Origin of the sequence: Duganella sp. CF458 (assembly GCF_900113115.1) — a bacterium.
Lineage (GTDB): Bacteria > Pseudomonadota > Gammaproteobacteria > Burkholderiales > Burkholderiaceae_D > Rugamonas.
The window spans coordinates 254,676-279,391 of the sequence record NZ_FOOF01000001.1; the positions used below are offsets into that span (position 1 = coordinate 254,676).

24 protein-coding genes and 1 tRNA gene are annotated in these 24,716 nt (G+C 60.8%); 6 read left to right on the forward strand and 19 right to left on the reverse strand.

The genetic code is table 11. The features are described from left to right. Nucleotides 1-6: 6 nt before the first annotated feature. Nucleotides 7-1,944, reverse strand: a complete 1,938-nt coding sequence (gene nosZ, locus BM269_RS01115) for a TAT-dependent nitrous-oxide reductase (RefSeq protein ID WP_090434742.1) — start codon at nt 1,942-1,944, stop codon at nt 7-9. Nucleotides 1,945-2,050: 106 nt separating this feature from the next. Between nosZ and BM269_RS01120 the strand changes: the two genes are divergently transcribed. Further along, on the forward strand, nt 2,051-4,201 hold the full coding sequence (locus tag BM269_RS01120) for a hypothetical protein (RefSeq protein ID WP_229204449.1): 2,151 nt from the start codon (nt 2,051-2,053) through the stop codon (nt 4,199-4,201). Nucleotides 4,202-4,210: 9 nt separating this feature from the next. Here the strand turns inward: BM269_RS01120 and BM269_RS01125 are convergent, their stop codons facing one another. Further along, nucleotides 4,211-4,858, reverse strand: a complete 648-nt coding sequence (locus tag BM269_RS01125) for a glutathione S-transferase family protein (protein WP_090434745.1) — start codon at nt 4,856-4,858, stop codon at nt 4,211-4,213. Nucleotides 4,859-4,973: 115 nt separating this feature from the next. On the opposite strand from BM269_RS01125, the gene BM269_RS01130 reads away from it, so the two are divergent. Continuing rightward, nucleotides 4,974-5,555: a TetR/AcrR family transcriptional regulator gene (locus tag BM269_RS01130; RefSeq protein WP_090434748.1), complete on the forward strand. Its 582-nt coding sequence runs from the start codon at nt 4,974-4,976 to the stop codon at nt 5,553-5,555. Here the strand turns inward: BM269_RS01130 and BM269_RS01135 are convergent. After that, on the reverse strand, nt 5,552-6,133 hold the full coding sequence (locus BM269_RS01135) for a DJ-1/PfpI family protein (protein ID WP_090434752.1): 582 nt from the start codon (nt 6,131-6,133) through the stop codon (nt 5,552-5,554). The two genes, BM269_RS01130 and BM269_RS01135, sit on opposite strands and share 4 nt — an antisense overlap. Before the next feature lie 141 nt (nt 6,134-6,274). Here BM269_RS01135 and BM269_RS01140 point away from each other — a divergent pair, with 141 nt between their 5' ends. Further along, nucleotides 6,275-7,210 carry a GlxA family transcriptional regulator gene (locus BM269_RS01140; protein WP_090435564.1) on the forward strand — a complete coding sequence of 312 codons (936 nt, stop codon included), beginning with the start codon at nt 6,275-6,277 and terminating at the stop codon, nt 7,208-7,210. A gap of 83 nt (nt 7,211-7,293) precedes the next feature. Continuing rightward, nucleotides 7,294-8,214 carry an alpha/beta fold hydrolase gene (locus BM269_RS01145; protein WP_090434755.1) on the forward strand — a complete coding sequence of 307 codons (921 nt, stop codon included), beginning with the start codon at nt 7,294-7,296 and terminating at the stop codon, nt 8,212-8,214. Between the two features lies 1 nt (nt 8,215). Here BM269_RS01145 and BM269_RS01150 read toward each other — a convergent pair whose 3' ends face one another. The 10 genes from BM269_RS01150 to ybiB form a co-directional block, all read right to left on the reverse strand. Then, complete coding sequence (locus BM269_RS01150; RefSeq protein WP_211482646.1) at nt 8,216-9,268, reverse strand: DUF5694 domain-containing protein; 1,053 nt, start codon at nt 9,266-9,268, stop codon at nt 8,216-8,218. Between the two features lie 310 nt (nt 9,269-9,578). Beyond that, nucleotides 9,579-9,965, reverse strand: a complete 387-nt coding sequence (locus BM269_RS01155) for a type II toxin-antitoxin system VapC family toxin (protein WP_090434758.1) — start codon at nt 9,963-9,965, stop codon at nt 9,579-9,581. Continuing rightward, a complete protein-coding gene (locus BM269_RS01160) occupies nt 9,962-10,210 on the reverse strand; it encodes a type II toxin-antitoxin system Phd/YefM family antitoxin (RefSeq protein WP_090434761.1) in 249 nt (82 codons plus the stop codon). The genes BM269_RS01155 and BM269_RS01160 overlap by 4 nt, the downstream gene beginning before the upstream one ends. Nucleotides 10,211-10,343: 133 nt before the next feature. Beyond that, nucleotides 10,344-10,422, reverse strand: a tRNA-Ile gene (locus BM269_RS01165). Between the two features lie 45 nt (nt 10,423-10,467). Then, nucleotides 10,468-12,663: an RNA polymerase sigma factor RpoD gene (rpoD, locus tag BM269_RS01170; RefSeq protein WP_373994369.1), complete on the reverse strand. Its 2,196-nt coding sequence runs from the start codon at nt 12,661-12,663 to the stop codon at nt 10,468-10,470. A 217-nt stretch (nt 12,664-12,880) separates the two neighbouring features. Continuing rightward, nucleotides 12,881-14,677, reverse strand: coding sequence for a DNA primase (dnaG, locus tag BM269_RS01175; RefSeq protein ID WP_090434767.1), 1,797 nt, complete (start codon nt 14,675-14,677; stop codon nt 12,881-12,883). A gap of 212 nt (nt 14,678-14,889) precedes the next feature. Beyond that, nucleotides 14,890-15,339 carry a GatB/YqeY domain-containing protein gene (locus tag BM269_RS01180; RefSeq protein WP_090434770.1) on the reverse strand — a complete coding sequence of 150 codons (450 nt, stop codon included), beginning with the start codon at nt 15,337-15,339 and terminating at the stop codon, nt 14,890-14,892. A 125-nt stretch (nt 15,340-15,464) separates the two neighbouring features. Further along, nucleotides 15,465-15,677 (reverse strand): 30S ribosomal protein S21, encoded by a 213-nt coding sequence (gene rpsU, locus BM269_RS01185; RefSeq protein ID WP_005665410.1) that lies wholly within the window; start codon nt 15,675-15,677, stop codon nt 15,465-15,467. Between the two features lie 197 nt (nt 15,678-15,874). After that, nucleotides 15,875-17,086 carry a BaiN/RdsA family NAD(P)/FAD-dependent oxidoreductase gene (locus tag BM269_RS01190; protein WP_090434773.1) on the reverse strand — a complete coding sequence of 404 codons (1,212 nt, stop codon included), beginning with the start codon at nt 17,084-17,086 and terminating at the stop codon, nt 15,875-15,877. 36 nt (nt 17,087-17,122) lie between these two features. After that, nucleotides 17,123-18,082 (reverse strand): DNA-binding protein YbiB, encoded by a 960-nt coding sequence (ybiB, locus tag BM269_RS01195; RefSeq protein ID WP_090434776.1) that lies wholly within the window; start codon nt 18,080-18,082, stop codon nt 17,123-17,125. Nucleotides 18,083-18,156: 74 nt separating this feature from the next. Here ybiB and BM269_RS01200 point away from each other — a divergent pair, with 74 nt between their 5' ends. Continuing rightward, on the forward strand, nt 18,157-19,215 hold the full coding sequence (locus BM269_RS01200; protein WP_090434779.1) for a 3-deoxy-7-phosphoheptulonate synthase: 1,059 nt from the start codon (nt 18,157-18,159) through the stop codon (nt 19,213-19,215). On the opposite strand, the gene BM269_RS01205 is transcribed toward BM269_RS01200, so the two are convergent. Continuing rightward, nucleotides 19,212-19,679, reverse strand: a complete 468-nt coding sequence (locus tag BM269_RS01205; protein WP_090434782.1) for an OsmC family protein — start codon at nt 19,677-19,679, stop codon at nt 19,212-19,214. The two genes, BM269_RS01200 and BM269_RS01205, sit on opposite strands and share 4 nt — an antisense overlap. Then, nucleotides 19,676-20,305: a GntR family transcriptional regulator gene (locus BM269_RS01210; protein ID WP_090434785.1), complete on the reverse strand. Its 630-nt coding sequence runs from the start codon at nt 20,303-20,305 to the stop codon at nt 19,676-19,678. Before BM269_RS01210 ends, BM269_RS01205 begins: the two co-directional genes overlap by 4 nt. An 87-nt stretch (nt 20,306-20,392) precedes the next feature. Between BM269_RS01210 and tsaD the strand changes: the two genes are divergently transcribed. Next, nucleotides 20,393-21,427 (forward strand): tRNA (adenosine(37)-N6)-threonylcarbamoyltransferase complex transferase subunit TsaD, encoded by a 1,035-nt coding sequence (gene tsaD / locus BM269_RS01215; protein ID WP_090434787.1) that lies wholly within the window; start codon nt 20,393-20,395, stop codon nt 21,425-21,427. Here tsaD and BM269_RS29320 read toward each other — a convergent pair whose 3' ends face one another. The 4 genes from BM269_RS29320 to BM269_RS01230 form a co-directional block, all read right to left on the reverse strand. After that, nucleotides 21,428-21,595, reverse strand: coding sequence for a hypothetical protein (locus BM269_RS29320; protein WP_170860248.1), 168 nt, complete (start codon nt 21,593-21,595; stop codon nt 21,428-21,430). Nucleotides 21,596-21,666: 71 nt separating this feature from the next. Next, nucleotides 21,667-22,461: an ABC transporter ATP-binding protein gene (locus BM269_RS01220; RefSeq protein ID WP_090434790.1), complete on the reverse strand. Its 795-nt coding sequence runs from the start codon at nt 22,459-22,461 to the stop codon at nt 21,667-21,669. Between the two features lies 1 nt (nt 22,462). Next, on the reverse strand, nt 22,463-23,392 hold the full coding sequence (gene ntrB, locus BM269_RS01225) for a nitrate ABC transporter permease (protein ID WP_090434793.1): 930 nt from the start codon (nt 23,390-23,392) through the stop codon (nt 22,463-22,465). 11 nt (nt 23,393-23,403) lie between these two features. Then, nucleotides 23,404-24,624 carry a CmpA/NrtA family ABC transporter substrate-binding protein gene (locus BM269_RS01230; protein WP_090434795.1) on the reverse strand — a complete coding sequence of 407 codons (1,221 nt, stop codon included), beginning with the start codon at nt 24,622-24,624 and terminating at the stop codon, nt 23,404-23,406. Nucleotides 24,625-24,716: the final 92 nt, after the last annotated feature.

A 24,716-nucleotide genomic window follows, 5' to 3' on the forward strand; every position in this document is an offset into this window, starting at 1 on the left:
GCGGGCTTACGCCTCCACCAGGAAGCGGCTGCGCATTTCCAGGTGCAGCGCGTGGCAGAAGTGCGTGCAATACATCCAGAACGCACCGGCATGATCGGCCTTGAAGGTGACCGACCTGGTCTCCTGCGGATTGACGATGAAGTTGATGTCGTAGGTCGGGATCGCGCAACCGTGGGTCAGGTCTTCCACCTTGTCGTAGTTGGTCAGCGTGATCGTCACCTCGTCACCTTTCTTCACCTTGATGACCGGCATGCTGAAGGCCGGTGCCTGGGACATCAGGCGCACGTGCACCTTGTTGCCGTTGCGCGTGATGCCCGCGTTATCCGCCGTCACCTTGTTCGGGAAGTCGTCCATGTTGTAGATCTGGCGCGTCTTCACGATATCGCGGCGTACGATGATCGCGTCGTGCGGTTCCGGATAGGCAGTGTGGTCGGAGATGATCACCATCTTGTCGCCGGTGATATCGATCAACTGCTCCGTTTCGCTATGCAGCGGTCCGACCGGCAGGAAGCGGTCCTTTGAGAACTTGTTCCCGGAATTGAAGTACTTGCCGTCCGCTTCCTTGGTTTCACCCATCGAAGCGTAGCCGTGACCCGGCTGGTAGTGCACGTCCACGCGGTCCACCACCGGTTTGACAGTCTTATCCCCCTTGAACTGCGCAATGGCCGCCGCCACGTTCCACTTGACGATCTGGCTGTCCAGGAACAGGGTGGTGAAGGCGTTGCCTTTCCCGTCAAAAGCGGTGTGCAACGGGCCCAGGCCGATTTCCGGCTCCGCCACGACGGCATCGCGCTCGGTTTTCAGCTCGCCGTCGAACCATTTGGCCACCAGCGCCACCTCGATCACCGTCGCAGTCGGCGACAGCTTGCCGGAGCAGACCATGTACTTGCCGTCCGGGGAAGCATTGACGCCGTGCGGGTTCTTGCCGACCGGGACGTAGCAGGTCACGGCAGTTTTGGGATCAGCATTGGCTGCCTTGCGGCCGTCAACCACCGGCACTTTGGACGCGCCGATGGTGGTGAACTTGCCGGCCTTGACCAACGCTTCCACACGCGCCACGTCGAAGAACACGCAGGCGTCGCGTTCGGCCGCCATCATGCCAGCCTGGTCCGGCGCATTCTCGGAGTTGTACTGGTTGGAGCAGGCAAAGCGGCCATCGTAGGAAGTCGCCGTCAAATCCATATTGCCGTCCACGCGCACTTGCCAGCGCACGTCCATGGTTTCCGCATCCACGCAGGTGAACAGCGAGCCCCACTTGGAAGGATCGTCCAGGTCACGGCCATCGTTCGGGAAGGGAATGGCAAACTCCGCGCCGCAGAACACGCGCGTGGTGTGGTTGATCGACTTGTCGACCGGGTCGCACTTGTCCGGGAAGATGCCGTGGAAGCCTTGTACGTTAGGCAGTTCGGTGATTTTGTCGCACTCCATGGTGTCCATGCGGATGCGGGCCAGGCGCGAGTGGATCTTGTCGTTCACCCAGAGGAAGCGGCCATCGTAGGTGCCGTCCTTGTAGCTGCCGTGCACGTGGTGGGTATCGCCGGTAGTGTATTTCAGGCTGCCATCCGGCTTGGTGCCCATGATGGCCTTGGACTCGTTGGTGATACCCCAACCAACCATAGGATCGATATTGAAAACAGGGATACGGCGTAAAGTTCGCCCGGAAGGAACGCCCATGATGCGTGCCTCGCCGGAGTGGCCGCCGCTGGAGAACAGGTAATAGTCGTCCAGCTGGCCCGGCTCCACGTGCGACTTGCTCGCGCCATGCGACTTGCCCGCTGCCGCCGCGCCGTTGGCCGAACCTGCAGCAGAACCGGGCGCCCCCGCACCGTTCTCCTTGCAGCCTGCCAGCACGCCCGCGCCGGCCAGGCCTAGCGCAGCACTCTTACCCAGGAATCGCCGACGGCTGTTCGTTTGCACGTCGTTTACCTCATTGTCGCTACCCATGTTTCAATACTCCTACTCTGTGTTATTCCAGTGCAGGACTCTACGTAGTTTGCCAATTAATTAAATTGATTCAGGTCAAGCGCTTTCAATCTGAGAGGAACCGTCCATGAAATCATTCCTGTCCTACCTCGCAGCCTTACTGTCCGCAGGCACCGCCGCCGCGGCGCAACTACCAGCGCTTCAAGTGAACGACATGTCGGCGCAGATGCAAGCCGGCGTGCCTGTCACTGTCGGCCACGTGTTCGCAAAAGGGGACGTGAATGCCGGCGAAACGATCGCGGCGACGTTCAAGGGCGTCGCAATACCGCTGCAGGCCGACGTCAAGGCCACGCATGCCGATGGCTCGATACGCCATGCCGTACTCACTACCGTGCTGCCGCAGCTGGCCGGCGGAGAAACTGCCGACGTGGCGCTAGCGACGATACCCGTCCTTGTTCCATCCGGTGGCGCTGGCCCTGATGCCCTGCTGGCCAGTGGCTTCAACGCCGTCGTCCGGCTCAACGTAGGGGGCGTCACTTACAGTGCGGACGCTGCACAGCTGCTGGCTGGCAAAGCATATAAAACCTGGCTTGCCGGGCCACTGGTCAACGAATGGCAGGTAGCCGGCCCTGTGCTGGCGAACGGTCTCGCGCACCCGCACCTTGCCGTGCGCTTCGCAATCCGAAGCTACCGCCTGCCAGGCACCGATCGTCCGGGACCGACGCGGGTCGACGTGACGGTCGAAAACAACTGGGCCTATGAGCCCAACCCGAAAAACGTGACTTACGATGCCGAAGTCGTGGTGAACAACCAGCTGACGTATAGCAGAGCCGCGCTAAGCCACTTCCATCACGCCCGTTGGCGCAAGGTGTTCTGGGCCGGCGCTGAGCCGAAAGTGCACGTCAAACACGACATCGCGTACCTGCTTGGCACGCGCGCCCTGCCCAATTACGATCGGACCGTAGTACCCTCGCAAACCGGCCTTGCCAGGATGAAGACCGATTGGGAGGCGGCCGACAGTGGCCCGATGGCCATGCCGCTGGTGAACAAATACATGCCTTCGACTGGCGGACGGCCCGATATCGGGCTGCAGCACGCCTGGGCCGCGATGTACATCCTCAGCATGGATGCTCGCGCCAGGCAGGTGACAGCCGGCTTGGGCGATCTGGCGGGCAGCTGGCCGGTCCACTATCGCGACAAGAACACGGACCAGGTGGTATCGATCATTGAGTACCCTTATGTACGCGACCTGCGTATCGGCTCCGACAGCTACAACCCGGTCACGAAAAAGCACGAGGACATGCCGCGCTGTACTTCAACCGAAGCCGGTGCTTGCGCAACGCCTTATACGCCCGATTCAGCCCATCAGCCTTCTTTCGCCTACCTGCCCTACCTCCTCACCGGCGATACCTATTACTTGGACGAACTGCAGTTCTGGGCGAACTGGAACCTGGTCACAATGAACCCGCATTACCGCGCCCTTTCCAAAGGCCTGGTGAAGGGAAACCAGGTACGTGCCCAGGCATGGTCGCTGCGCACGCTGGGGCACGCCGCCTACATCACGCCCGATGCGCATCCGATGAAGGCCTACTTCAACCAGGTCCTGAAAGACAACCTGGATTTTTACAACACGACTTTCGCCGGCAGTGCCACCAACCAGCTGGGCTTCATCGACAACACAGCCACCGGCTACGCAGTGGCTTACGGCGGCCCTACCGGGCCGGGTACCGGCGTCGCCCCATGGATGGACGACTTCTTCACCTCTGCCGTCGGGCATCTGAACGAAATGGGATTTACGGCAGCGGAGCCGATCCTGACGTGGAAGGCGCGCTTCCCGGTCGGCCGCATGATGGCCAGCGGCTACTGCTGGATTGACGGCGCGGTCTACGCCCTGATGGTGCGGCCAAGCGCGACGTCCGGCTATTTCACCAGTTTCGCCGAAGCCTACCAGGCCACCCTGCGCAATAACGACGGCTCACCAATGGTCAACAGCACGGGTGCACGCTACCTGGACCAGCCCTGCGGCAGCCAGGCCCAGGCCAACTGGCGTACGCAGGCCGACAAGGATGCCAAGGTCTGGCGCACACCATGGCTGGCCGGCGAGATGACCGGCTACTCCGCCTCGCAGGAAGGCTATCCTTCGAACATGCAGCCGGCGCTGGCCATGGCTGCAGTCACCGGCATCCCCAATGCCCGTGAGGCGTGGAGCCGCTTCATCAACCGCAGCGTCAAACCGAACTACAGCGAGCGGCCGCAGTTCGCCATTGTGCCGCGCTGAAGGCGATCGTCATGCTGCCGCCTCCGCCGGGGAGTAGAGCGCCACCTGGGCCGCCAGGGCTTTCTGGTAGGCCGGACGCGAGATGCATCGCTGCTGGTAAGCCTCGACCGTAGGGAATTGCTCGCGCAACTCGGCGCCATCGAGCAGGCGCAGGACGGTAGACATCATGATATCTGCCACGCTGAACGTGCCGGCCAGGTAGTCGCTACCCGACAGCCATCCCTCCAGGTCATCCAGGCGACGCTTCACCATGGCCTCCAGCACAGGCCGGCGTTCAACTGTCCACGCCTCGCCCTCGTGAAAGACTGCAAGTTCGACGAAGTTGCCGAAGTATGGTTCGACGGAGTTCAAGGCGGCATAGAGCCACATTTCCGCCAGCTGGCGTTCGCGCGCGCCGGCCGGCATCAATCCCAGCTTGTCGCCCAGGTGGCGCAGGATGGCACCCGACTCGAAGATCGCGTGATCGCCGTCCAGCAGCACCGGCACCTGCCCAAACGGTTGCTGTTGGCGGTAGGTCGATGACTTCTGCTCTTCCGGGTCGATGGTTTTGACGGAATACGGCTGGCCCGCTTCTTCCATCGCCCAGCGCACGCGCAGGTCGCGCACGTAACCAACAGCGAAATCGGGCACGGAACGCAAAGTAATCAGGGTGTACATGTTTGTCTCCTTAGGGTTGGGGTGTGAACATGTGGCCAGATTACGGAGATACTTAATATGTTCAAGAACATATTTTGAATCGGACGCATAATGCCGCACAAGGAGGAGTCACCCCATGCCTTACACCGCAGAGCACAAAGAACGTACCCGCGCCAAAATCGTCGAGTCGGCCCGCAAGCTGTTCAACCGCCACGGCTTCGAGCAGGTATCGATCGAGACCATCATGTCTGAAGCCGGCCTGACACGCGGTGGTTTCTACAACCACTTCGAAAGCAAGGATGAACTGTACGCTGCGGCCGTAGCCAGCTTCGCCACCTGCAACCCCTTCCGCAAGGACATCGCGAGCGCACCCACGAGCGATCCGCGCGACATGGCACACCGCCTGGTCAACCTCTACCTGAGCGACGAAGTTCTGGAAGACATTGAGAACCACTGTCCGCTGTATGCCCTGCCCGGCGACGTGGCCCGCGCCGGCCTGTCGCCGCAACGCGCATACACAGACCTGATCCGCAACCTTACCCGCATTTACGCCCATGCCTTGAAGGGCTTCAGCGATGGCGAACAGCGCGCGCAAGCGATTGTGGCGCTCTGCGTCGGCGGCATGGTGCTGGCCCGTACCACCGACGATCCTGTGCTGCGCGCATCCCTGCGTACGGCGGCACGCCAGCAAGCACTAACGCTGCTGGGTGCGAACTAAGGCTTGATCTCGGTACCGAGAACCTTGAGGAATTGCGCCATCCATTGCGGATGCGCAGGCCAGGCTGGCGCCGTCACGAAGTTTCCATCGGTGACCGCCTGGTCCATCTCTACCGAAACATATTCTCCACCGGCCGAGCGTACCTCAGGCGCACATGCGGGGTAAGCCGAGATACGCTTGCCCTTGATGACGTCTGCCGCAGTCAGGATCTGCGCAGCGTGGCAAATTGCTGCAATTGGCTTGCCCGCCTTGGCAAATTCCTGCACCGATTCCAAGACGCGCGGATTGAGGCGTAAATATTCCGGCGCCCGTCCGCCAGCAATCATCAGCGCGTCGTACGCCGACGCACGCGCTTCGTCAAAGCTCGCATTCAATGCGAACTGGTGGCCAGGCTTTTCGGTATAGGTCTGGTCGCCTTCGAAATCGTGGATCGCGGTCTTGATCTTCTCGCCCGCCTTCTTGCCGGGGCAGACCGCATGCACGGTGTGCCCAACCATCTGCAGCGCCTGGAACGGCACCATGGTTTCATAGTCTTCCGCAAAATCGCCCGTCAAAAACAGGATCTTCTTGATTGCCATTCCGATCTCCTTGTTCAAACTTGCATGACGAAATACGCCCACGAGTTGCGGCGCGATTAACGAGGATAACATTGGATGCAGGGGTTCGCCGCCAATGGCGCGTATGATCTAAATACCTCCTTTTACGCCATAGGTCCCATTTTGCTGAAAATTGGATTCCTGCTGCCGCCGGGCTTCCAGATCATGGGACTGGCCGCCGCCTCCGCCTTCGAATTGGCCAACACCACAGCGCGCGAGCGCCTGTACGAGATCGGTTTGTTCTCCGCACCCGGTGGCCCGGTCGGCAACTCGTTCGGCGCGACAGTGGAAACCCAGCCGCTTGCCCGGCGGCGGCTGGACACGCTGATCGTCTGCGGGCTGGTTGCCCCCACGCCTACCGACACGCTGACATTGGACCGTCTTCGCTCCGCCGCCAGGCTCGCCCGCCGCACCGCATCCGTCTGCACGGGCACCTTCCTGCTTGGCGAAGCGGGATTGATCGACGGCAGACACGTAACAACGCACTGGCTGTTCGCCCGCGAGCTGCAACAACAATTTCCCTCGGCGCGAGTCGACGCGGATCGCATCTTTATCAACGATGGCCCGCTCTGGACTTCCGCCGGCATGAGCACCGGTATTGACCTTGCGCTCGGACTGATCGAGGCCGACTTCGGCGCCGAAATCGCAGCGGCTGTCGCGAAAAAGCTGGTGGTCTACCATCGCCGCGCCGGTGGCCAGTCACAACATTCCGCCCTGCTGGAACTCGGCGCCAAGTCCGACCGCATCCAGCGCGTGCTCGAATACGCGCGCAATAACCTGAGCTCAGCGTTAACGGTACAGGAACTGGCTGGTATTGCCCATCTCAGCCCGCGCCAATTCAGCCGCGCCTTCACGACCGAAACGGGCCAATCCCCGGCCAAGGGGATCGAACATCTGCGCCTGGAAGCTGCGCGGCTGATGATCGAGCAAAGCCGTCACACTGTAGAAGAGATCGCCGCAGAAACAGGGTTTATCGATACAGAACGCATGCGGCGCGCGTTCCTGCGCGCCTACGGCCAGCCACCACAGGCATTGCGCCGCATTGCGCGCATGTCATAAAAAGAGGGAAATACGTCATTTACGACATCAGGGGCGGAACCTATATTGAAGGCATCTCGAACCATTTACCAAGGATCCTCGATATGTCCGCGCTCAAGAAATTAGTTATCGCAGCCGCAGGCACCCTCGCATTAACGGGAGCCGCCGCCCAGGAAATCAGCTATGTGAAGCTCAAGCCGGATATCACCTTGCGCCGCATGGTCCTCCAGAATGCCGCCCCCAAGGGCACGGTACTGTTGCTGCACGGCTTCCCCGAAACATTACTCACCTGGCGCGAACTCGCACTGGAGCTTGGCCGCGATTACGAAGTGCACGCATTCGACTGGCCAGGCTATGGCCAGTCATCCCGTCCTTCCTCCGAAAAATTCGCTTACGCGCCGCGCGACTATGCCCAAGTCGTAAAGGCCTACATCGATCAAGCCGGCATCGACAAATCCAGGCTCGTAATCTACGCCACCGACATCGGTGCCTTGCCGCCACTGTTGCTCGCACTGGAGCAACCGGATATCGCAAAGAAGATCATCGTCGGCGACTTCGCCCCGTTCGACCGGCCGCAACACATGTCCGATCGCCTGCGCAGCCTAAAGGCCCCGCAAACCTCGGAAGCGATCCGCAACGCGATCAACCAGAACCGCAGCGAGATCATCGAAAACACCTTCCACCGCGGTCTGGAAATGAACCAACAATTCAATGTGCCCGCTGATTTCAAGGAAGACATGCGCAACGGCTGGACGCAAGGCACCATAAGCACCGGCGACGCCTTTTTCCACTACTACTCGCACTTCACGCGTGACCAGCAATATTTCGAAGCCAACCTGGCACGCCTGAAAACGCCGGTGCAAATTGTGTGGGGCGAGAAGGACATCTATATCGACAAGAGAATGGGCGAAGAATTTGCGGCCAAGTCAGGCAACCCTTTCAGCGTCCTGCCCAAGCTTGGTCACTACCCGCACCTGCAAGCCCCGCAACAAACCAGCAGCGAAATACGCGCCGCGTTCGAGTGAACTACTTCAGCACTTCGGCCGCGTCCACGATTTCCACACCCTGCAATTGCCCCAGCCACTGGTCGAACCAGGGCTTGTGCGATGCGCCAACGATGGAAAGCACGCGAGCGCCTGGACGCTCGCGGAAGGTCTCGCGAATATTCGCCACCATGCGCAGGTTGCGAATCTCCCAACCGCCGACCCAGATCTGCGGATAAGCCTCTGCGGATTTCGCACGCATCGGCCCGACGATGTTCGACTCGGCGTGAATACGCACGCTTTCCGGGCTATTGATGTAGCGGTACAGCGGCAGCATATCGTTTGCGAGCACCATTTCGTTCTTGCGCTTCTCCAGCGATTTCATCTCGCCGTTGCCAGTCGCCCATGCCGCCTCGATCGACTTGACGAAGGCCTTGATGTCCGGCACATCGATACGGTCGCCAGTATGGTTATCGACCGGATAAACCCTCTGCAAGCCAAGCCGCGCAGCCAGGGGAGCTGCGATCAGACTGTCCTCATTCTTGCGCTTCTCCAGCTTCTCCAGCGTAGCCACAAGCGCCCCATCCAGGGAATCGCCGGCACGCCGCTCTGTTGCGGGTAATTGCAGCCACTGCACCAGTGCAGATGCCGGATCGTTCGCCGCCAGGAACGCCGCAGCCAGCCGGCGGCGCTGCGACGGCGACGGCTGGGCGGGCCATTCCTTCAGCGTTTTATCCACTTCCGCCAGCGCGGCCGGCATATCGAGTCCGCTTGCAGCCTTCGCCGCGTCAGTCTTGGGACACCAGTCCGGACCATACTTTGCCGGGTGCCGCGCCGCGAGGTCGCAGTCCTCACCAGGTTCGTGCTCAATGGTGATGATGTCAGGCTTGTAAGCAGCAAGACGATCGATAACGGTGCCCAGCGAAGCGGCGTTGAAGCCAGCCGGCAATTCGCTCAGGTGCACTGTGCCGAGCACCAATACCCGCGACTTCGGTCCTACCATGTCGCGATCGAGCTTCGTCAAATCCACCTGCGCTTGCGCCATCAATGGCGATGCCGCAGCCAGCCCCCATATCGCTTTCTTCCACATGCCCATTGCACTCCCCTGACGGTTAATAGGAAGCCCGATTCTAGAATCGCGCGCGCGTGTGCGCCCTCACAATCCGACAGGCCGCAGGATTAAGCGGATGGATGGCATTTAGGGGCGCGCGCCAATCGCTGTGAATGTGAGGGAAAGTTTGCCGCCGTTCTTGCTGCAATAGCTAATGGCGTGAACTTCCTCGCGCTAAATTGGAGGGGCGCTGCCAAGGCGTTGGAAAACGCAAGGCTGGCCCAAGATGGTTCCAGAATTCGAAAAATGTGCTTGAGAGAAATATTACCAGAACAGCAACCAACTCATGCACGCTTCATATGCTGATGACCAGATCGCTATAACGTGCAAGCAAGGGGCCGTGAGTGATCAGGCGCATCGGCTCGAAGAGCGCTTGCGCGACGAGCATGCGATCAAACGGGTCATGGTGAATCGGTGCCAAGCGCTCGACTGCAATCGCGTGTTCGGCCTCAATTGCCAGAAAGCGGAAGCCGGCTTCGCGAAAATAGCGAACGGCGTCACTGCTGGACACTGGCATATCCCCACGACCGAGAGCATGCTTGATAGCGATTTCCCACACAGTAGCGGTGCTGATCCACACAACTGCTTTAGGGGATGTGATCAAGTCTCGTGCAGTCTTGGACAATTTAGGACTGTCAGCAATCGCCCATAGCGCTACGTGAGTATCCAGCAGTAAGTTCACTTAACTGTGCCACGTTGGAACAGCCGTGCGACTTCATCGTTATGCTGATCGATGTCATCTGGAACTTCGAACCTCCCTTTAGCGACACCAATTCTCCGCTCTGTAGGATGGTTATCTACAGGCACCAGCTTCGCCGCTGGCCGACCATTGCGCGCGATGATGACCTCTTTCGCCACGCCGTTCTCGACGGCCTCGACAAGACGAGACAGGGAAGACTTGGCTTCCAGCATATTGACCGTTTTCATATCAAACACTTTTAGATGCTTGATTTAGTCTAGTCTGGCTAAGCTAGGAATTCAATAAAAAGCTCTGCGCCGAGCGGTGTCCGAAATAAAAAAGGGTTAGCAAATGCTAACCCTTTCTTCAATTAACGAATTTTGGTAGGCCCTCGCGGAGTCGAACCGCGCACCAAAGGATTATGAGTCCTCTGCTCTAACCAAGCATGAGCTAAGGGCCCTGAGAACTCGGCAGGATAGGGCCCGCAGGCCCCATCCGTCAAGTCTTAGTTACCTTCCAGGAAGCTCTTCAGCTTGTCCGAGCGCGATGGGTGGCGCAGTTTGCGCAGTGCCTTGGCTTCGATCTGGCGGATACGTTCCCGGGTCACGTCGAACTGTTTTCCGACCTCTTCCAGCGTGTGGTCGGTGGACATTTCAATACCGAAGCGCATGCGCAGCACCTTGGCCTCGCGCGGCGTCAGAGAATCCAGCACATCCTTGACGACACCGCGCATCGAGGCATGCAGCGCTGCGTCCGAAGGTGCCAGCGTGTTGTTGTCCTCGATAAAGTCGCCCAGATGGGAGTCGTCGTCGTCACCGATCGGCGTTTCCATCGAGATCGGCTCTTTCGCGATCTTCATGATCTTGCGGATCTTATCCTCTGGCATTTCCATCTTGATCGCCAGGGTGGCCGGATCCGGCTCGGCGCCCGTCTCCTGCAAAATCTGGCGCGAGATCCGGTTCATCTTGTTGATCGTTTCGATCATGTGCACCGGAATACGGATGGTACGCGCCTGGTCGGCAATGGAACGGGTAATCGCCTGGCGGATCCACCACGTTGCGTACGTGGAGAACTTGTAACCGCGGCGGTACTCGAACTTGTCGACGGCCTTCATCAGGCCGATATTGCCTTCCTGGATCAGGTCGAGGAATTGCAGGCCGCGATTGGTGTACTTCTTCGCGATCGAGATCACCAGACGCAGGTTGGCCTCGGTCATTTCACGCTTGGCCTTGCGCGCCTTCATTTCACCGGCCGCCATCTGGCGGTTGATGTTGCGCAGGTCCGGCAGCGGCAGCACGACGCGCGCTTGCAGGTCGATCAGGCGTTGCTGCAGTTCCTTGATGGTCGGGATGTTGCGGCCCAGGATAGCGCTGTACGCGTGACCGGCGGCGACTTCGCCATCCACCCATTCCAGATTGGTTTCGTTACCCGGGAAGACCTTGATGAAGTGGGCGCGCGGCATGCCGCACTTGTTCACCGCCACGTCGAGAATCTGCTTCTCGATATGGCGCACTTCATCGACCTGGCCGCGCAGGGTGTCGCACAGCTTCTCCACCACTTTGGCGGTGAAGCGGATGCCCAGCAGCTCGCCGGAAATCGATTCCTGTGCCTTCAGGTAGGCTTTTGAGTTGTAGCCATCCTTTTCGAAGGCCTTGCGCATGCGCTCGAACTGGTTGGCGATATTGTCGAATTTTTCGAGGGCAAGCTGCTTCATCGCTTCCAGCTGCTCGGCGGTGTAGCCGGCCGCGGCGCCACCTGGGCTGGCGGCTTCGTCCTCTTCTTCTTCGTCCTCTTCTTCCTCGTCTTCGTCCGTTTCTTCGTCGTCGGAAGCGGCGGCAGCCGTGGCGATGTTTTCCCCATCCTCATCCACCAGGCCATCGACGATTTCGTCGATCTTGATTTCGTCGATGCGGATGCGTTCGGAAGTGGCAAGGATCTCGGCGATCGTCACCGGACAGGCGGAAATCGCCTGGATCATGTCGCGCAGGCCGTCTTCGATACGCTTGGCGATTTCGATCTCGCCCTCGCGGGTCAGCAGCTCGACCGAACCCATTTCGCGCATATACATGCGGACCGGATCGGTGGTGCGGCCGAAGTCGGAATCGACGGTGGACAGCGCGGCTTCGGCAGCGGCTTCGGCTTCGTCGTCGCTGGTGACGGTGGCGACGTTATCCGACAGCAGCAGGGTCTCGGCATCGGGCGCGTGTTCATACACGGCGATGCCCATGTCGTTGAAGGTGCCGATAATGCCCTCGATCGCTTCCGGATCGACGATATTTTCGGGCAGGTGGTCGTTGATTTCAGCGTAAGTGAGGAAGCCGCGCTCCTTGCCGAACTTGATCAGCGTCTTGAGCTTCTGGCGGCGGCGTTCGAGTTCCTCTTCCGTCGCCTCGGTGTCGGACGAGAACGCATCTTTCAGCAGTGCCTTTTCCTTGGCCTTGCGGTCCTTGGCTTTCGCCTTGTCCGCAGCCTTCAGCTCGGCACGCTCAACAGCGTTCAGTGCTGCAACCTCGTCGTTTTCCGGCGTGAATTCCTTCGGCTTGCGGCCGCGGCGACCCGGCACCTTGACGGATGGCAGCACGTATCCGGAAGTATCGATGGCAGCCAGGGCAGCTGCGTCCGTTGTCTGACTAACCACCGGCGGTGCCGTGACGCGAGTTGCCGGTTTATTAGCCGACTTGGTCGCAGGCTTGGCGGTCACTTTGCGAGGCTTTTCAGCCGCTTTGGTTTCAGGTTTCTTTGCTGGCACAGGCGCTTTCGGGAATAGTTAAGTCCACTACAAACCGCAACAACTACTACTGTAACTTACTGAAAACAAACGAAAAAACAGACCCGCTAAATATTGCAATATTTAGCATTTTATTATAGCACGCCACTTTACAATTACCAGACGGGAAGGTTTCCGTGCGTGCGGGCAATTACCTCGGGCTTAAATCAGCTTCAGCTTCCTTCCTTAGTTGATCTTGCTTGGCAGTAATTTCGCGGTAGCGTACGCCAATTTCTTCAGAAGACAGGCCGGCGGTGAATAGCTGGTCCAGCTCCTGCTTTAACGCATCCATCTTCAAATGGCGCACAGTAGCCAGCAGCCACAGGCGCTCGCCTTCGATATCCGGCTCCGGCGCGGCGGCAATCTCACCGATGAGTGCATCATAATCGCTGCCGGTTTCTTTCACCAACTGGCAGAAGGCTGCGAAACTACCCTGCTCTCCCAATGATTGCGCCTGCACCATCAGCCACACCAGGCGCTCGGCGGGTTCCTGGCCAAAGTGACTGAAGGCCAGCAATGCCTCATCATCCAGTTCCAGCGCCAGCGTCGGGTGGGTCAGCACCACGCGGATCAGCTTCAACTCCAGCCCCACCGGCTGCACGCGCCGGCTCTTGGGCGGCGCCACCTTATTAGCGGCCACCGGCTTGGCCAGCTCGAACAACTGCTCCACCTCGCCCGGCGTGCTCTGCGTCATGGTCGCCAGGCCGCGCACGATTTGCAGGCGCAGCGAGGTTGGCGGCATGGCCTGCAGCAGCGGCTTGGCGTCGAACTGGACGCGGGCCCGGCCTTCAGGCGATGTCAAATCATGCTCGCCGGCTGCTTCACGCAGCAGGAACTGGGACAGCGGCATCGCTTCATGCACCTGCTGCTCGAACGCCTGGGCGCCGTATTCGCGGACATAGCTATCCGGGTCGTGCTCAGCCGGCAGGAACAGGAACTTGATCGTCTTGTCATCCGACACATGCGGCAGGCAGGCTTCCAGCGCACGCCGTGCGGCGCGGCGGCCAGCCTTGTCGCCGTCGAAACTGAAGATCACATTGTCGGTTTGACGCAACAACTTCTGGACGTGAGTCGTGGTGCAAGCGGTTCCCAGCGTCGCGACCGCCTGGGGGAAGCCCATCTGGGCCAACGCCACCACGTCCATATAGCCTTCCGTCACCAGCACATAGCCCGCATCGCGGATCGCCTGGCGCGCTTCGAACAAGCCATACAGCTCTGAGCCCTTTGAAAATAAAGGCGTTTCCGGAGAATTCAAGTACTTCGGTTCGCCCTGGTCCATGATGCGGCCGCCGAAGGCAATCACCTGGCCCTTGGTGTTGCGGATGGGGAACATCACCCGTTCGCGGAAACGGTCATAGCGCTTGGTGCGCTTGCCATCCTCGTCCACGTTCTGGATGATCAGGCCGGCTTCCACGAGGACCGGGTTTTCATAATCCGCGAACACGGCTTTCAAGCCATCCCAGCCGCTAGGCGAATAACCCAGCGCGAAACGGGCAGCGATTTCCCCGGTCAGGCCGCGGCCTTTCAGGTAGCCGATCGCCTGCGGCGCCAGGCGCAACTGTGCCCGATAGAACTCGTTAGCCCTGGTCATGGCATCGGACAAGGCCATGGATTGCTGTTGCTGGGCAGCGCGCTGGGCGGGCGGAATCTTGTCATCCTGCTCAGGCACCACCATGCCGACGTTCTGGGCCAAGTCCTTGACCGCATCGACGAAGCCCATGCCCGAGTATTCGATCAGGAAACCGATCGCCGTGCCGTGCGCGCCGCAGCCGAAGCAGTGATAGAACTGCTTGCTCGGGCTGACGGTAAAGCTCGGGGATTTTTCGCTGTGGAAAGGGCACAAGCCCTGGAAATTGGCGCCGCCCTTTTTCAACTGGACGTAGCGCCCCACCACATCGACGATATCGACGCGGTTCAGCAGGTCGGCAATAAATGACTGTGGAATCACGAGGCTGAACGGTATTTGTTATAAATCAGACTATACCGCCGCGCACAAAGGGAATTTGATCCACCTCAACGCACGCGGCCCACGATATGGCTGGGTTCGTGTCCCACCCTGGGGTCACACCCCAAATGAGACACGGCCTCAGCCGAGTCATGGCCGAGGCCGTGTCCCGTTTCGGGTGTGACCCCAGGGTGGGACACGAACTCGGCTGTAGATTATGCCGGGGTGAGGGCCTTTTTGACCAGTGCGGATACGACGGTCATGTCGGCGCGGCCAGCCAGCTTTGGCTTGACGATGGCCATGACTTTGCCCATGTCTTGTGGACCGGCGGCGCCGGACGCGGCCACTGCGGCTTTCACTTCGGCGGCGATCTCTTCGTCGGACAGGCCGGCTGGCATGTAGTCGACCAGGAAGGCCAGTTCGGCTTTCTCGATGTCGGCCAGGTCGGAACGGCCGCCGGCTTCGAACTGGGTGATCGAATCCTTGCGCTGCTTGATCATCTTTTCAACGATGGCCACGGTCTGGGTGTCGTTGACTTCGATCTGCTCGTCCACTTCCTTGCGCTTGATCTCGGCCAGCAGCAGGCGGATGGTGGCCAGCTTGCCGGCTTCCTTGGCGCGCATGGCGGCTTTCATGTCATCAGTGATCTTGGCTTTCAGGCTCATAGCTACCTCAAAAGTGTGCGTGGAAAAAGGAAAACCCGCTGCGGCGTATACCGGAGCGGGTTGAAACTCTGGCGTAGGCATCCGTGGCGATCAATGCGCCTGCAAGAATGCCGACGAGAGCTGAATTAGTACAGCTTCTTAGGCAGTTGCTGGCTGCGGATGCGCTTGTAGTGGCGCTTCACGGCAGCTGCCAGCTTGCGCTTGCGCTCTGCGGTTGGCTTTTCGTAGAACTCGCGGGCGCGCAGTTCGGTCAGCAGACCGGTCTTTTCGATGGTGCGCTTGAAGCGACGCATTGCGACTTCGAACGGCTCGTTTTCTTTAAGGCGGATAGTAGTCATGTAAAAATTCAAACCGTTAGGGTTCAGGAAAGACAGCGATATTAGCAGGTTTTGCTCAAAAATGGAAGAGACAATAGACGCCAAACCGGCCACTCAGGCGGTTCCGAAGGGGATATCGACGTCTTTCGCGGGCAATATTTCAGCCGAGCTAACATCATGAATCCGGCGAAAAATGCGTTGCCGGAAGCGGAATGATATCAGATCGCGAGGCCAGCAGCCACCCCGGATGCCCAGGCCCATTGGAAGTTGTAGCCGCCCAACCATCCCGTCACGTCCACCGTTTCGCCAATGAAGTACAGGCCCGGCACGTTCTTGCATTGCATCGATTGCTGGGACAGCTCGCGGGTATCGACGCCGCCGCGCGTGACTTCGGCCTTGCGGTAGCCTTCCGAGCCGTTCGGCGTGATGGTCCATTGGTTGACGGCGCGGCCCAGCTTGCGCAGGGTGTCGTCCTTCATGTCGGCGATGCGCGCTTCGGGGTCCAGGCCTTGCACTTGCAGCAAGCCTTCGGCCAGGCGGCTTGGCAACCATTGCGACAGCAGGTTGCCAAGTTGCTTCTTCAGCGTGCCCTTCCCTTCGATCAGTGCCTGCGCCAAGTCCATCTCCGGCAGCAGGTTGATGGTGATCGGGGTGCCCGGCTGCCAGAAACTGGAAATCTGCAGGATGGCCGGGCCGCTCAGGCCGCGGTGGGTGAACAGCAGGTCTTCGCGGAAGCGGGCGCCGGTCGGGTTGCGGCCCTTCAGGGAGCCGGTTTCCACATCCACTTCCAGCGATACGCCGGACAGCGGCACGAACGGGGCCCATTCCTGGGCGTCGAATGTCAGCGGCACCAGGGCGGGACGCGGGTCGACCAGTTTCAAGCCGAACTGCTTGGCAATCCGGTAACCGAAATCGGTGGCGCCGATTTTCGGGATCGACAGGCCGCCAGTGGCGACAACCACCGAGGCCGCATGGATTTCTTCACCTTCGTCCGTTTGCAACAGGTAGCCGGCACCGTTCTGCTGCAGGGCATCCACTTTCGCGGGCATGCGCCAATGCACATTGCCGTCCGCGCATTCATCCTTCAGCATCTCGATGATCTGCTCGGCGGAGTCGTCGCAGAACAGCTGCCCTTTGTGCTTTTCATGGAAGCCGATGCGGTGCTTCTTCACCATCGCCAGGAAATCATGCGGCGTGAAGCGCGACAGCGCGCTCTTGGCGAAGTGCGGGTTCTCGGACAGGAAATTGGCGGGGCCGGCGTTAATATTGGTGAAGTTGCAACGTCCACCGCCGGAGATGCGGATTTTCTCCGCCAGCTTTCCCGCGTGGTCGAGCAGGACCACGCGCTTGCCACGCTTGCCAGCCGTCGCCGCGCACATCATGCCTGCCGCGCCCGCGCCGATCACCGCTACATCGTACTGATTTGCCATTTCCTGCCGCCCTGCCTTGAGACCAAACCCACCATTTTACAGGAGGGTGGCGCTGCTAGCGAGCGCGCGCGCGACATCTTTGCAGTGCGCCACCTGCTGGGCAATCGAATCCGGCACCGGGATTTCTCCGCGCAGCACGGCCTGGATCCAGGCGGCAGTCGATGCGGCGCTCTTATCTTCCGGCAGCTCGGGCAGTTTTTCGACCAGGGTCTGCTTCTCGACCAGCACGGTGCGCTCGCCGCCGTGGAACCAGTCGATCTTCTGCGCCTTGTTGGCGTTGGCGACAGTCTCTCCTTCCGTGCCGCGCATCAGGAAGGCGTGGCCTTTGTTCAGCGTGAAAAACTCGCCCAGCGATTCCAGGTACTCCGGGTGGGTGTAAGAGACCAGCCGCAGCGCAGCTCCCTCGAATGGCTGCATGATCTTCACCAGCGTATGCGTCGAATTGCGCACGCCGAGAATCCGCCGTAGCGACAGCATCCACGCCAAGCGTGGCGCCAGCGCGTCGATGGTAATGAAGGCCACGCGGCCATTTGCCAGCGCGGTTTCGGCTGCCGCGTGGTCTGGCGCGGCATGCACGCCGAGCGCCTCGAACACTTCCGCCGTGGCGACGCGGCCCACGTCGTGCGCCACGCCGTGCACCAGCACCGGCACGCCTTCGCGCGCCAGCAGCAGCGCCAGCAAAGCCGTCAGGTTGGCCATCTTGCGTGCGCCGTTATAGCTGGGGATGACCACCGGCGCAAACGCGCCGTCCGGTGCGCGCAGCTTGCCGAACGAGGCTTCGGACGCTTCCAGGAAGCCCTCCAGTTCCTCCACAGATTCGCCCTTGATGCGCATCGACAGCAAGATGCCGCCCAGCTCCAGGTCCGATACGCGCCCGTCGAGGATCGCGCCCCACAATTCGCGTGCCTGTTCGCGCTCCATGCTGCGGGCGCCCTTCGCGCCCCGGCCGATTTCCTTGATGTACGGGGCGGCCTGGAAAGGTTGTTTAGTCGTCATTCGACCAGTTTACGGCATTTCGGCTACACTGTTAGACCCCATAAGCAAAAACACATTGATTTAGCAGGCTCATCATGATTGCCCAAAACCTCGAAAACATTAACGTTACTTCGTTCGCATCCATGCCTACCCCCGAGGAGCTGCATGCGAAACTGCCGCTGACCGACAAGGCCTCCGACACCGTCACCAAGGGCCGCGCCGACCTGCGCGCCATCCTGGAGCGCAAGGACAAGCGCCTGTTCGTGGTCGTGGGTCCTTGCTCCATCCATGACCCGGTCGCGGGCCTGGACTATGCACGCCGCCTGAAAGCGCTGCAGGAAGAAGTCAAGGACACCATGCTGCTGGTAATGCGCGTGTATTTCGAAAAGCCGCGCACCACCACCGGCTGGAAGGGTTATATCAACGATCCGTATATGGACGATTCGTTCCGCGTGGACGAAGGCATGCTGAAAGCGCGCCAGTTCCTGCTCGACGTCTGCGAACTGGGCCTGCCAACCGCCACCGAGGCGCTGGACCCGATCTCGCCGCAGTACCTGGGCGACCTGATCGCCTGGACCGCCATCGGCGCCCGCACCACTGAATCGCAGACCCACCGCGAAATGTCGTCGGGCCTGTCGACCCCTGTGGGCTTCAAGAACGGCACCGACGGCGATATCGGCATTGCGATCAACGCGATCCTGTCGGCGGCCAATCCGCACGCCTTCCTGGGCATTAACAGCCAGGGTACCGTGTCTGTCGTGCGCACGCGCGGCAATCCGCATGGCCACGTGGTGCTGCGCGGGGGCGACGGCCGGCCTAACTATGATTCCGTGTCGGTGGCAATCGCGGAACAATCGCTGCAGAAGGCCAAGCTGCCGGCCAATATCGTGATCGACTGCTCGCACGCCAACTCGTACAAGAAGCCGGAACTGCAGCCGCTGGTGATGACCGATGTGGTCAACCAGATCGTGCACGGCAACGACTCTGTCGTCGGCGTGATGATCGAGTCGAACATTGTGGCGGGCAACCAGAAGATTCCGGCGGACCTGTCGGAACTCAAATACGGCTGCTCGGTGACCGATGCCTGCATCGACTGGGAGACCACGGTTCGCGTGCTGAAAGACGCCGACCGCGAGCTGCGCGCCCGTCCTTAATAGCGCCAGCCACCTTCGACTTTGATCTCGGACTTGACCGAACGCGCCAGGAAGCACGCTCCATGTGCTTCATGGTGCAGCCGGTCCAGCTCCGCATCCGTCGGCGCCTTCCCGCCCGAGAATGCAACCAGCGGCTTCAGCGTCACCATGCTGATCCAGCCATCTTCCATCGCCCCTTCCGCCGCATCGACATAGCTGTCGACCACATAGCCATCGCGCGCCGCCAGGCTCAGGAACCACAGCATATGGCAGCTCGATAGCGAAGCCAGGTACGCCTCCTCAGGATCGACCGCGGAAGGGTCGGACAGCGGCACCCGCACCACATGCGGCGACGACGACGCCGGCACCACCGCGCCGCCGTCAAACGTCCACTGGTGCAGCCTGCTGTAACGGTTATCGGTGAATCTGGCGCCGTGCCGATGCCATGCGACTTGCGCGGTATGAATGCTGGTATGGCTGCTCATTGCATACTCCTTTCAGTTTCGCGCAGGTGCCCTGCCAGCATGGCGCAAGCCCCCTCCGCATCCCCTGCCCTCACCAGCGCGATCAACCGCTGGTGCTCATCGTTCCATTCGGGACGGCGCGCCTCCGGCCCCAGCCGCGCCAGGTAAAAACGCTCGACCGATGCCCTCAGGCTCCCCACCAGCTGCAGGCTGCGCGGCCGCGCGCTGGGCGCATACAGCTCGTCGTGGAAGGCGCGGTCAAGGCGCAGCCATTCCAGCGGCACTGTCTCGCCATCCAGTTCGTGCTGGATCGCCTCCAGGCGGCGCAGGCTGCGCTCCGTATGCAAAGGCACGGCGCGCCGCAGCACATCGGTTTCCAGCAGCAGGCGCAGGTCGAACAGCTCATGCAGCTCCTCGGCGCTCAAGGTGGTGACGAAGGCGCCGCGATTCGGCTCGATCTGCACCAGGCCTTCCGCCTGCAGCGCATTGAGCGCTTCGCGCACCGGAATGCGGCTGGTGCCGAACTGTTCGGCCAATTCGGCCTGGCGCAGCACGGCGCCGGGCGCCAGCTTGCCGCTGCTGATGTCGGCGCGCAGGGCCGCCAGGATGGCCGGACCACCTTGCGCACGGGGTGGAGGTGTCTTCATGCGATAAATTGTATACACGTATACAAATGATCGCAAGCAGGCTTTCCATTACAATGGCGGATTGCCCTTTTCCCTTTGTGCACTCCCATGATCGTTCTCGGCGTTGAATCCTCCTGTGACGAAACCGGCCTGGCCCTGTATGACACGCAGCGCGGCCTGCTGTCGCACGCCCTGCACTCGCAGGTGGCGATGCACGAGGAATACGGTGGCGTCGTGCCGGAACTCGCCTCGCGCGACCATATCCGGCGCGCCATTCCATTGCTGGAGCAGGCGCTGGCCAAGGCCAATATGCAGGCCGGCGCGATCGACGCCATCGCCTACACCCAAGGGCCCGGCCTGGCCGGCGCTTTGCTGGTGGGTTCGGCCATCGCTTGCGCGCTGGGCATGGCGCTGGATAAGCCGGTATTGGGCGTGCACCACCTGGAGGGCCACCTGCTGTCGCCGCTGCTGGCCAGCGAACCGCCGGAGTTTCCCTTCGTGGCGCTGCTGGTTTCAGGCGGCCATACGCAATTGATGCGGGTGGACGGCGTCGGCCAGTACGAGCTGCTGGGCGAAACATTGGATGACGCGGCCGGCGAAGCCTTCGACAAATCCGCCAAGCTGCTCGGCCTGGGCTACCCCGGCGGCCCGGCCATTTCGCGCATGGCCGATTTCGGCGATCCGGAAGCCTACAAGCTGCCGCGCCCCATGCTGCATTCGAAGGATTTGATGTTCTCCTTCTCCGGCTTGAAAACAGCGGTGCTGACCGTCGTCAACAACAACGGCGGCGCCGCCAATGTCTGCCAGCAGGACAAGGCGAATATCGCGCGTGGTTTCGTGGATGCGATGGTGGACGTGCTGACGGCCAAATGCCTGTCCGCGCTGAAGCAGACCGGCCTGAAACGCCTGGTGATTGCCGGCGGTGTAGGCGCAAACGCGCAACTGCGCGCGTCGCTGAACGCGGCAGCCAGGAAGAAGCACTTCAAGGTCTACTACCCGGAACTGGAATTTTGCACCGATAACGGCGCAATGATTGCCTTCGCCGGCGCCATGCGCTTGCAGATCAATCCGCAGGCGGCGCAGCGGGATTATTCCTTCAATGTCCGTCCGCGTTGGCCGCTGGACGAACTGCGGGTCATTTGATCAGGCGAGCAGCCAGGCGCTCAGGCCTACCAGGGCCAGCAGGCCGGCTGCAATACCGGTACGAAAACCGGTGTGGTTCATCTGCTGGCGCACCAGTTCGTGGCGGTTCGGCTTCTCTTCCCGCTTTGCTTCTTTGATAACTTCGTGCTGCTGTACTTCGGTACTCATCAGGTATCTCCGTTTGTATAGACCACCAATGTAGCAGCAGAGTCGCCCCGCTGCCACACTTTTGCGCGTTGCTATGCAGCAAAACGTTGTACCGGACGTCCCTGTCGTTGGTAAAGAAACTCCAGCACGCTTGTCCGATAGTCAAGATACAGCGGGTCCTGCGCCAGCGCCAGCCTGTCGCGCGGGCGCTCCAGCCTTATCTTGACGATGCCGCCAATGGTCGCGGCTGGCCCATTTGTCATCATGACAATACGGTCCGATAGTAGGACAGCTTCATCCACATCGTGCGTCACCATCGCCACCGTTGCCCCCGTGGCGGCAACGATACGCATCAATTCATCCTGCAGGTGGGCCCGGGTCAGTGCGTCGAGTGCGCCGAACGGTTCGTCCATCAGCAGCACCTTCGGTTCCATCGAAAGCGCGCGGGCGATGCCGACGCGCTGCTTCATTCCGCCGGAGATTTCGCTTGGACGTTTGCCACCGGCTGCCGCCAGCCCCACCAGTTCCAACGCCTTCCAGCTGCGTTCGTCCAGTTGCGCGCGCGTCTCCTTGCCGCCGAACACGCGCTCCACCGCGAGGTGGACATTCTCGAAGCAGGTCAGCCAGGGCAGCAGCGAATGGTTCTGGAACACGACCGCGCGCTCCGGTCCCGGCCCGGCGATTTCGCGTCCGCTGCAAACCAGCACGCCGCTGCTCGGCCGGTTCAGGCCCGCGATCAGGTTGAGCAGCGTCGACTTGCCGCAGCCCGAATGGCCGATCAGCGTAACGAACTCGCCCTGTTCCACCGCCAGGTTGATGTCGTTCAGCGCGTGAAATGGGCCGAAGCGCATCTCGACCCTGCTGATATCGATGTATTTCGACCCCATCTCATTTCTCCTCATAGCTGAAGGCTTTGGCCAGCCCGACCAGCGCCAGTTCCAGCAGCAACCCGACCACGCCGATCACGCCGATGGCGATCAGGATATGCGGCACGTTCAGGTTATTCCATTCGTCCCACACCCAGAAACCGATGCCCACGCCGCCGGTCAGCATTTCGGCGGCGACGATCACCAGCCATGCAGTGCCAATGGCGAGCCGCACGCCGGTCAGCATGTAAGGCAGCACGGAGGGCAGCAGAATCCTGGTCGCCACCTTCCATTCGGACAGGTTCAGCACGCGCGCCACGTTCAGGTAGTCCTGCGGCACGCGTTGTACGCCAACGGCGGTGTTGACGATCATCGGCCAGATCGAACAGATGAAGATGGCCCAGATTGCAGCGGGATCGGCGGCCTTGAATACCAGCAGCCCAATCGGCAGCCAGGCAAGCGGCGATACCGGTTTCAGAAGGCTGATCAGCGGGCTGAACATGCCGTACACAAAGTTGAAACGGCCGATCAGGAAGCCGAGCGGGATGCCCACCAGTGCGGCCAGCCCGAAGCCCAGCGCCACGCGGCGCAGCGAGGCAAGGATATTCCAGCCGATGCCCTGGTCATTCGGGCCCTTGCGATAGAACGGTTCCGAAAACAGCTTCACCGCCTCATGCCAGGTCTCCAGCGGCGTGGGAAAGCCCGCATTGCGCACCGCCAGGATTTGCCAGGCCAGCACCAGCAACGACAGGCCAAGCAGCGGTGGCAGCACTTTCATCACCAAGGGCCGCAAGCGCCCGCCCTCCGGCGCCAGGCGGATGCCCTTCGCCGCCAGCCGCATGCGGCGGGTCGGTCTTCCGGGCACCGCCTGCACCGCCTGCACTGATGCTCCCGCAACTGCATCGCGCTCGCTCGCGCCGGCACCGCTTATCGATCCGTAAATTGCACTCATACGTCCTCCCTTTACGCCTTGATCTTGAACGAGTCGGCGTAGGCCTTGGGATTCCTACCGTCCCAGGTCGTCCCGTCGATCATCTTCACGCTGCGCAGCGGCGACTTCGGCACGCTTACCTTGGCCATGGCCGCCGCGTCCTGGTACACGTCGATCCGGTTGATCTGCGTGGCAACCGCCAGGTAATCCGGCTCCGCCTTCAGCAGGCCCCAACGCTTCTGTTGCGTGAGAAACCACATGCCGTCGCTCAGGTATGGGAAGTTCACCGCGCCGTCATTGAAGAACTTCATGGAGTTCGGGTCGTCCCAGGTCTTGCCCAGGCCGTTCTGGTAGCGGCCCATGATGCGTTGGCCTATCACGTCGACCGTCGTGTTGACGTAGGACTTGTCGGCAATGGCTTCCGCCATCTTCACCTTGTTCGACAAGGAGGCATCGATCCAGCGCCCCGCATCCAGCACCGCCGCAACCAGCGCGCGTGCTGTGTTGGGATACTTCTTCACCCACTCGGCACTGGTGCCCAGCACCTTCTCCGGGTGGTCGCGCCAGATATCCTGCGTGGTAGCGGCCGTGATGCCGACGCCATCCACAATCGCGCGGTGATTCCATGGTTCGCCCACGCAGAAGCCATCCATGTTCCCGATCCGCATATTGGCCACCATCTGCGGCGGCGGCACCGTAATCACCTTCGCCTCTTTCATCGGATTGATGCCGTACGACGCGAGCCAGTAGTACAACCACATTGCGTGGGTTCCAGTGGGGAACGTCTGCGCGAAGGTGTACTCGCGAGGATCGACGTGCATCAGCTTCGCCAGCGAGGCGCCGTCGACTGCGCCCTTGTCGGCCAGCTTCTTCGACAGCGTGATCGCCTGGCCATTGTGATTAAGGTTCATCAGCACGGCCATGTCCTTCTTCGGGCCGCCGGCGCCAAGGTGCACGCCATACACCAGCCCATACAGCACATGGGCTGCGTCGAGTTCACCGTTGACCAGCTTGTCGCGCACCGCAGGCCAGGAAGCCTCCTTGCTCAGGACGATCCTGATCCCGTATTTCTTGTCGAAACCCAGCACGGACGCCATCACGACCGAAGCGCAATCGGTAAGCGGGATGAAGCCGACTTTGACTTCTTCTTTCTCCGGCTTGTCGGAGCCCGCAGCCCAGGCGTAATTCGATAAGGCAGTCGCAGCGCCCGCGGCAAGCAGGCGGCGACGGGTAAGGCTGAACGTGCGATCCATCGCTATCCCCGGTTGTAAATAATGGGGATATTGCAAGCGTCGTGCCACCCCGCTTTCAGAGGGAAAAACGGTGGCAAACCAGCACCTTGTTT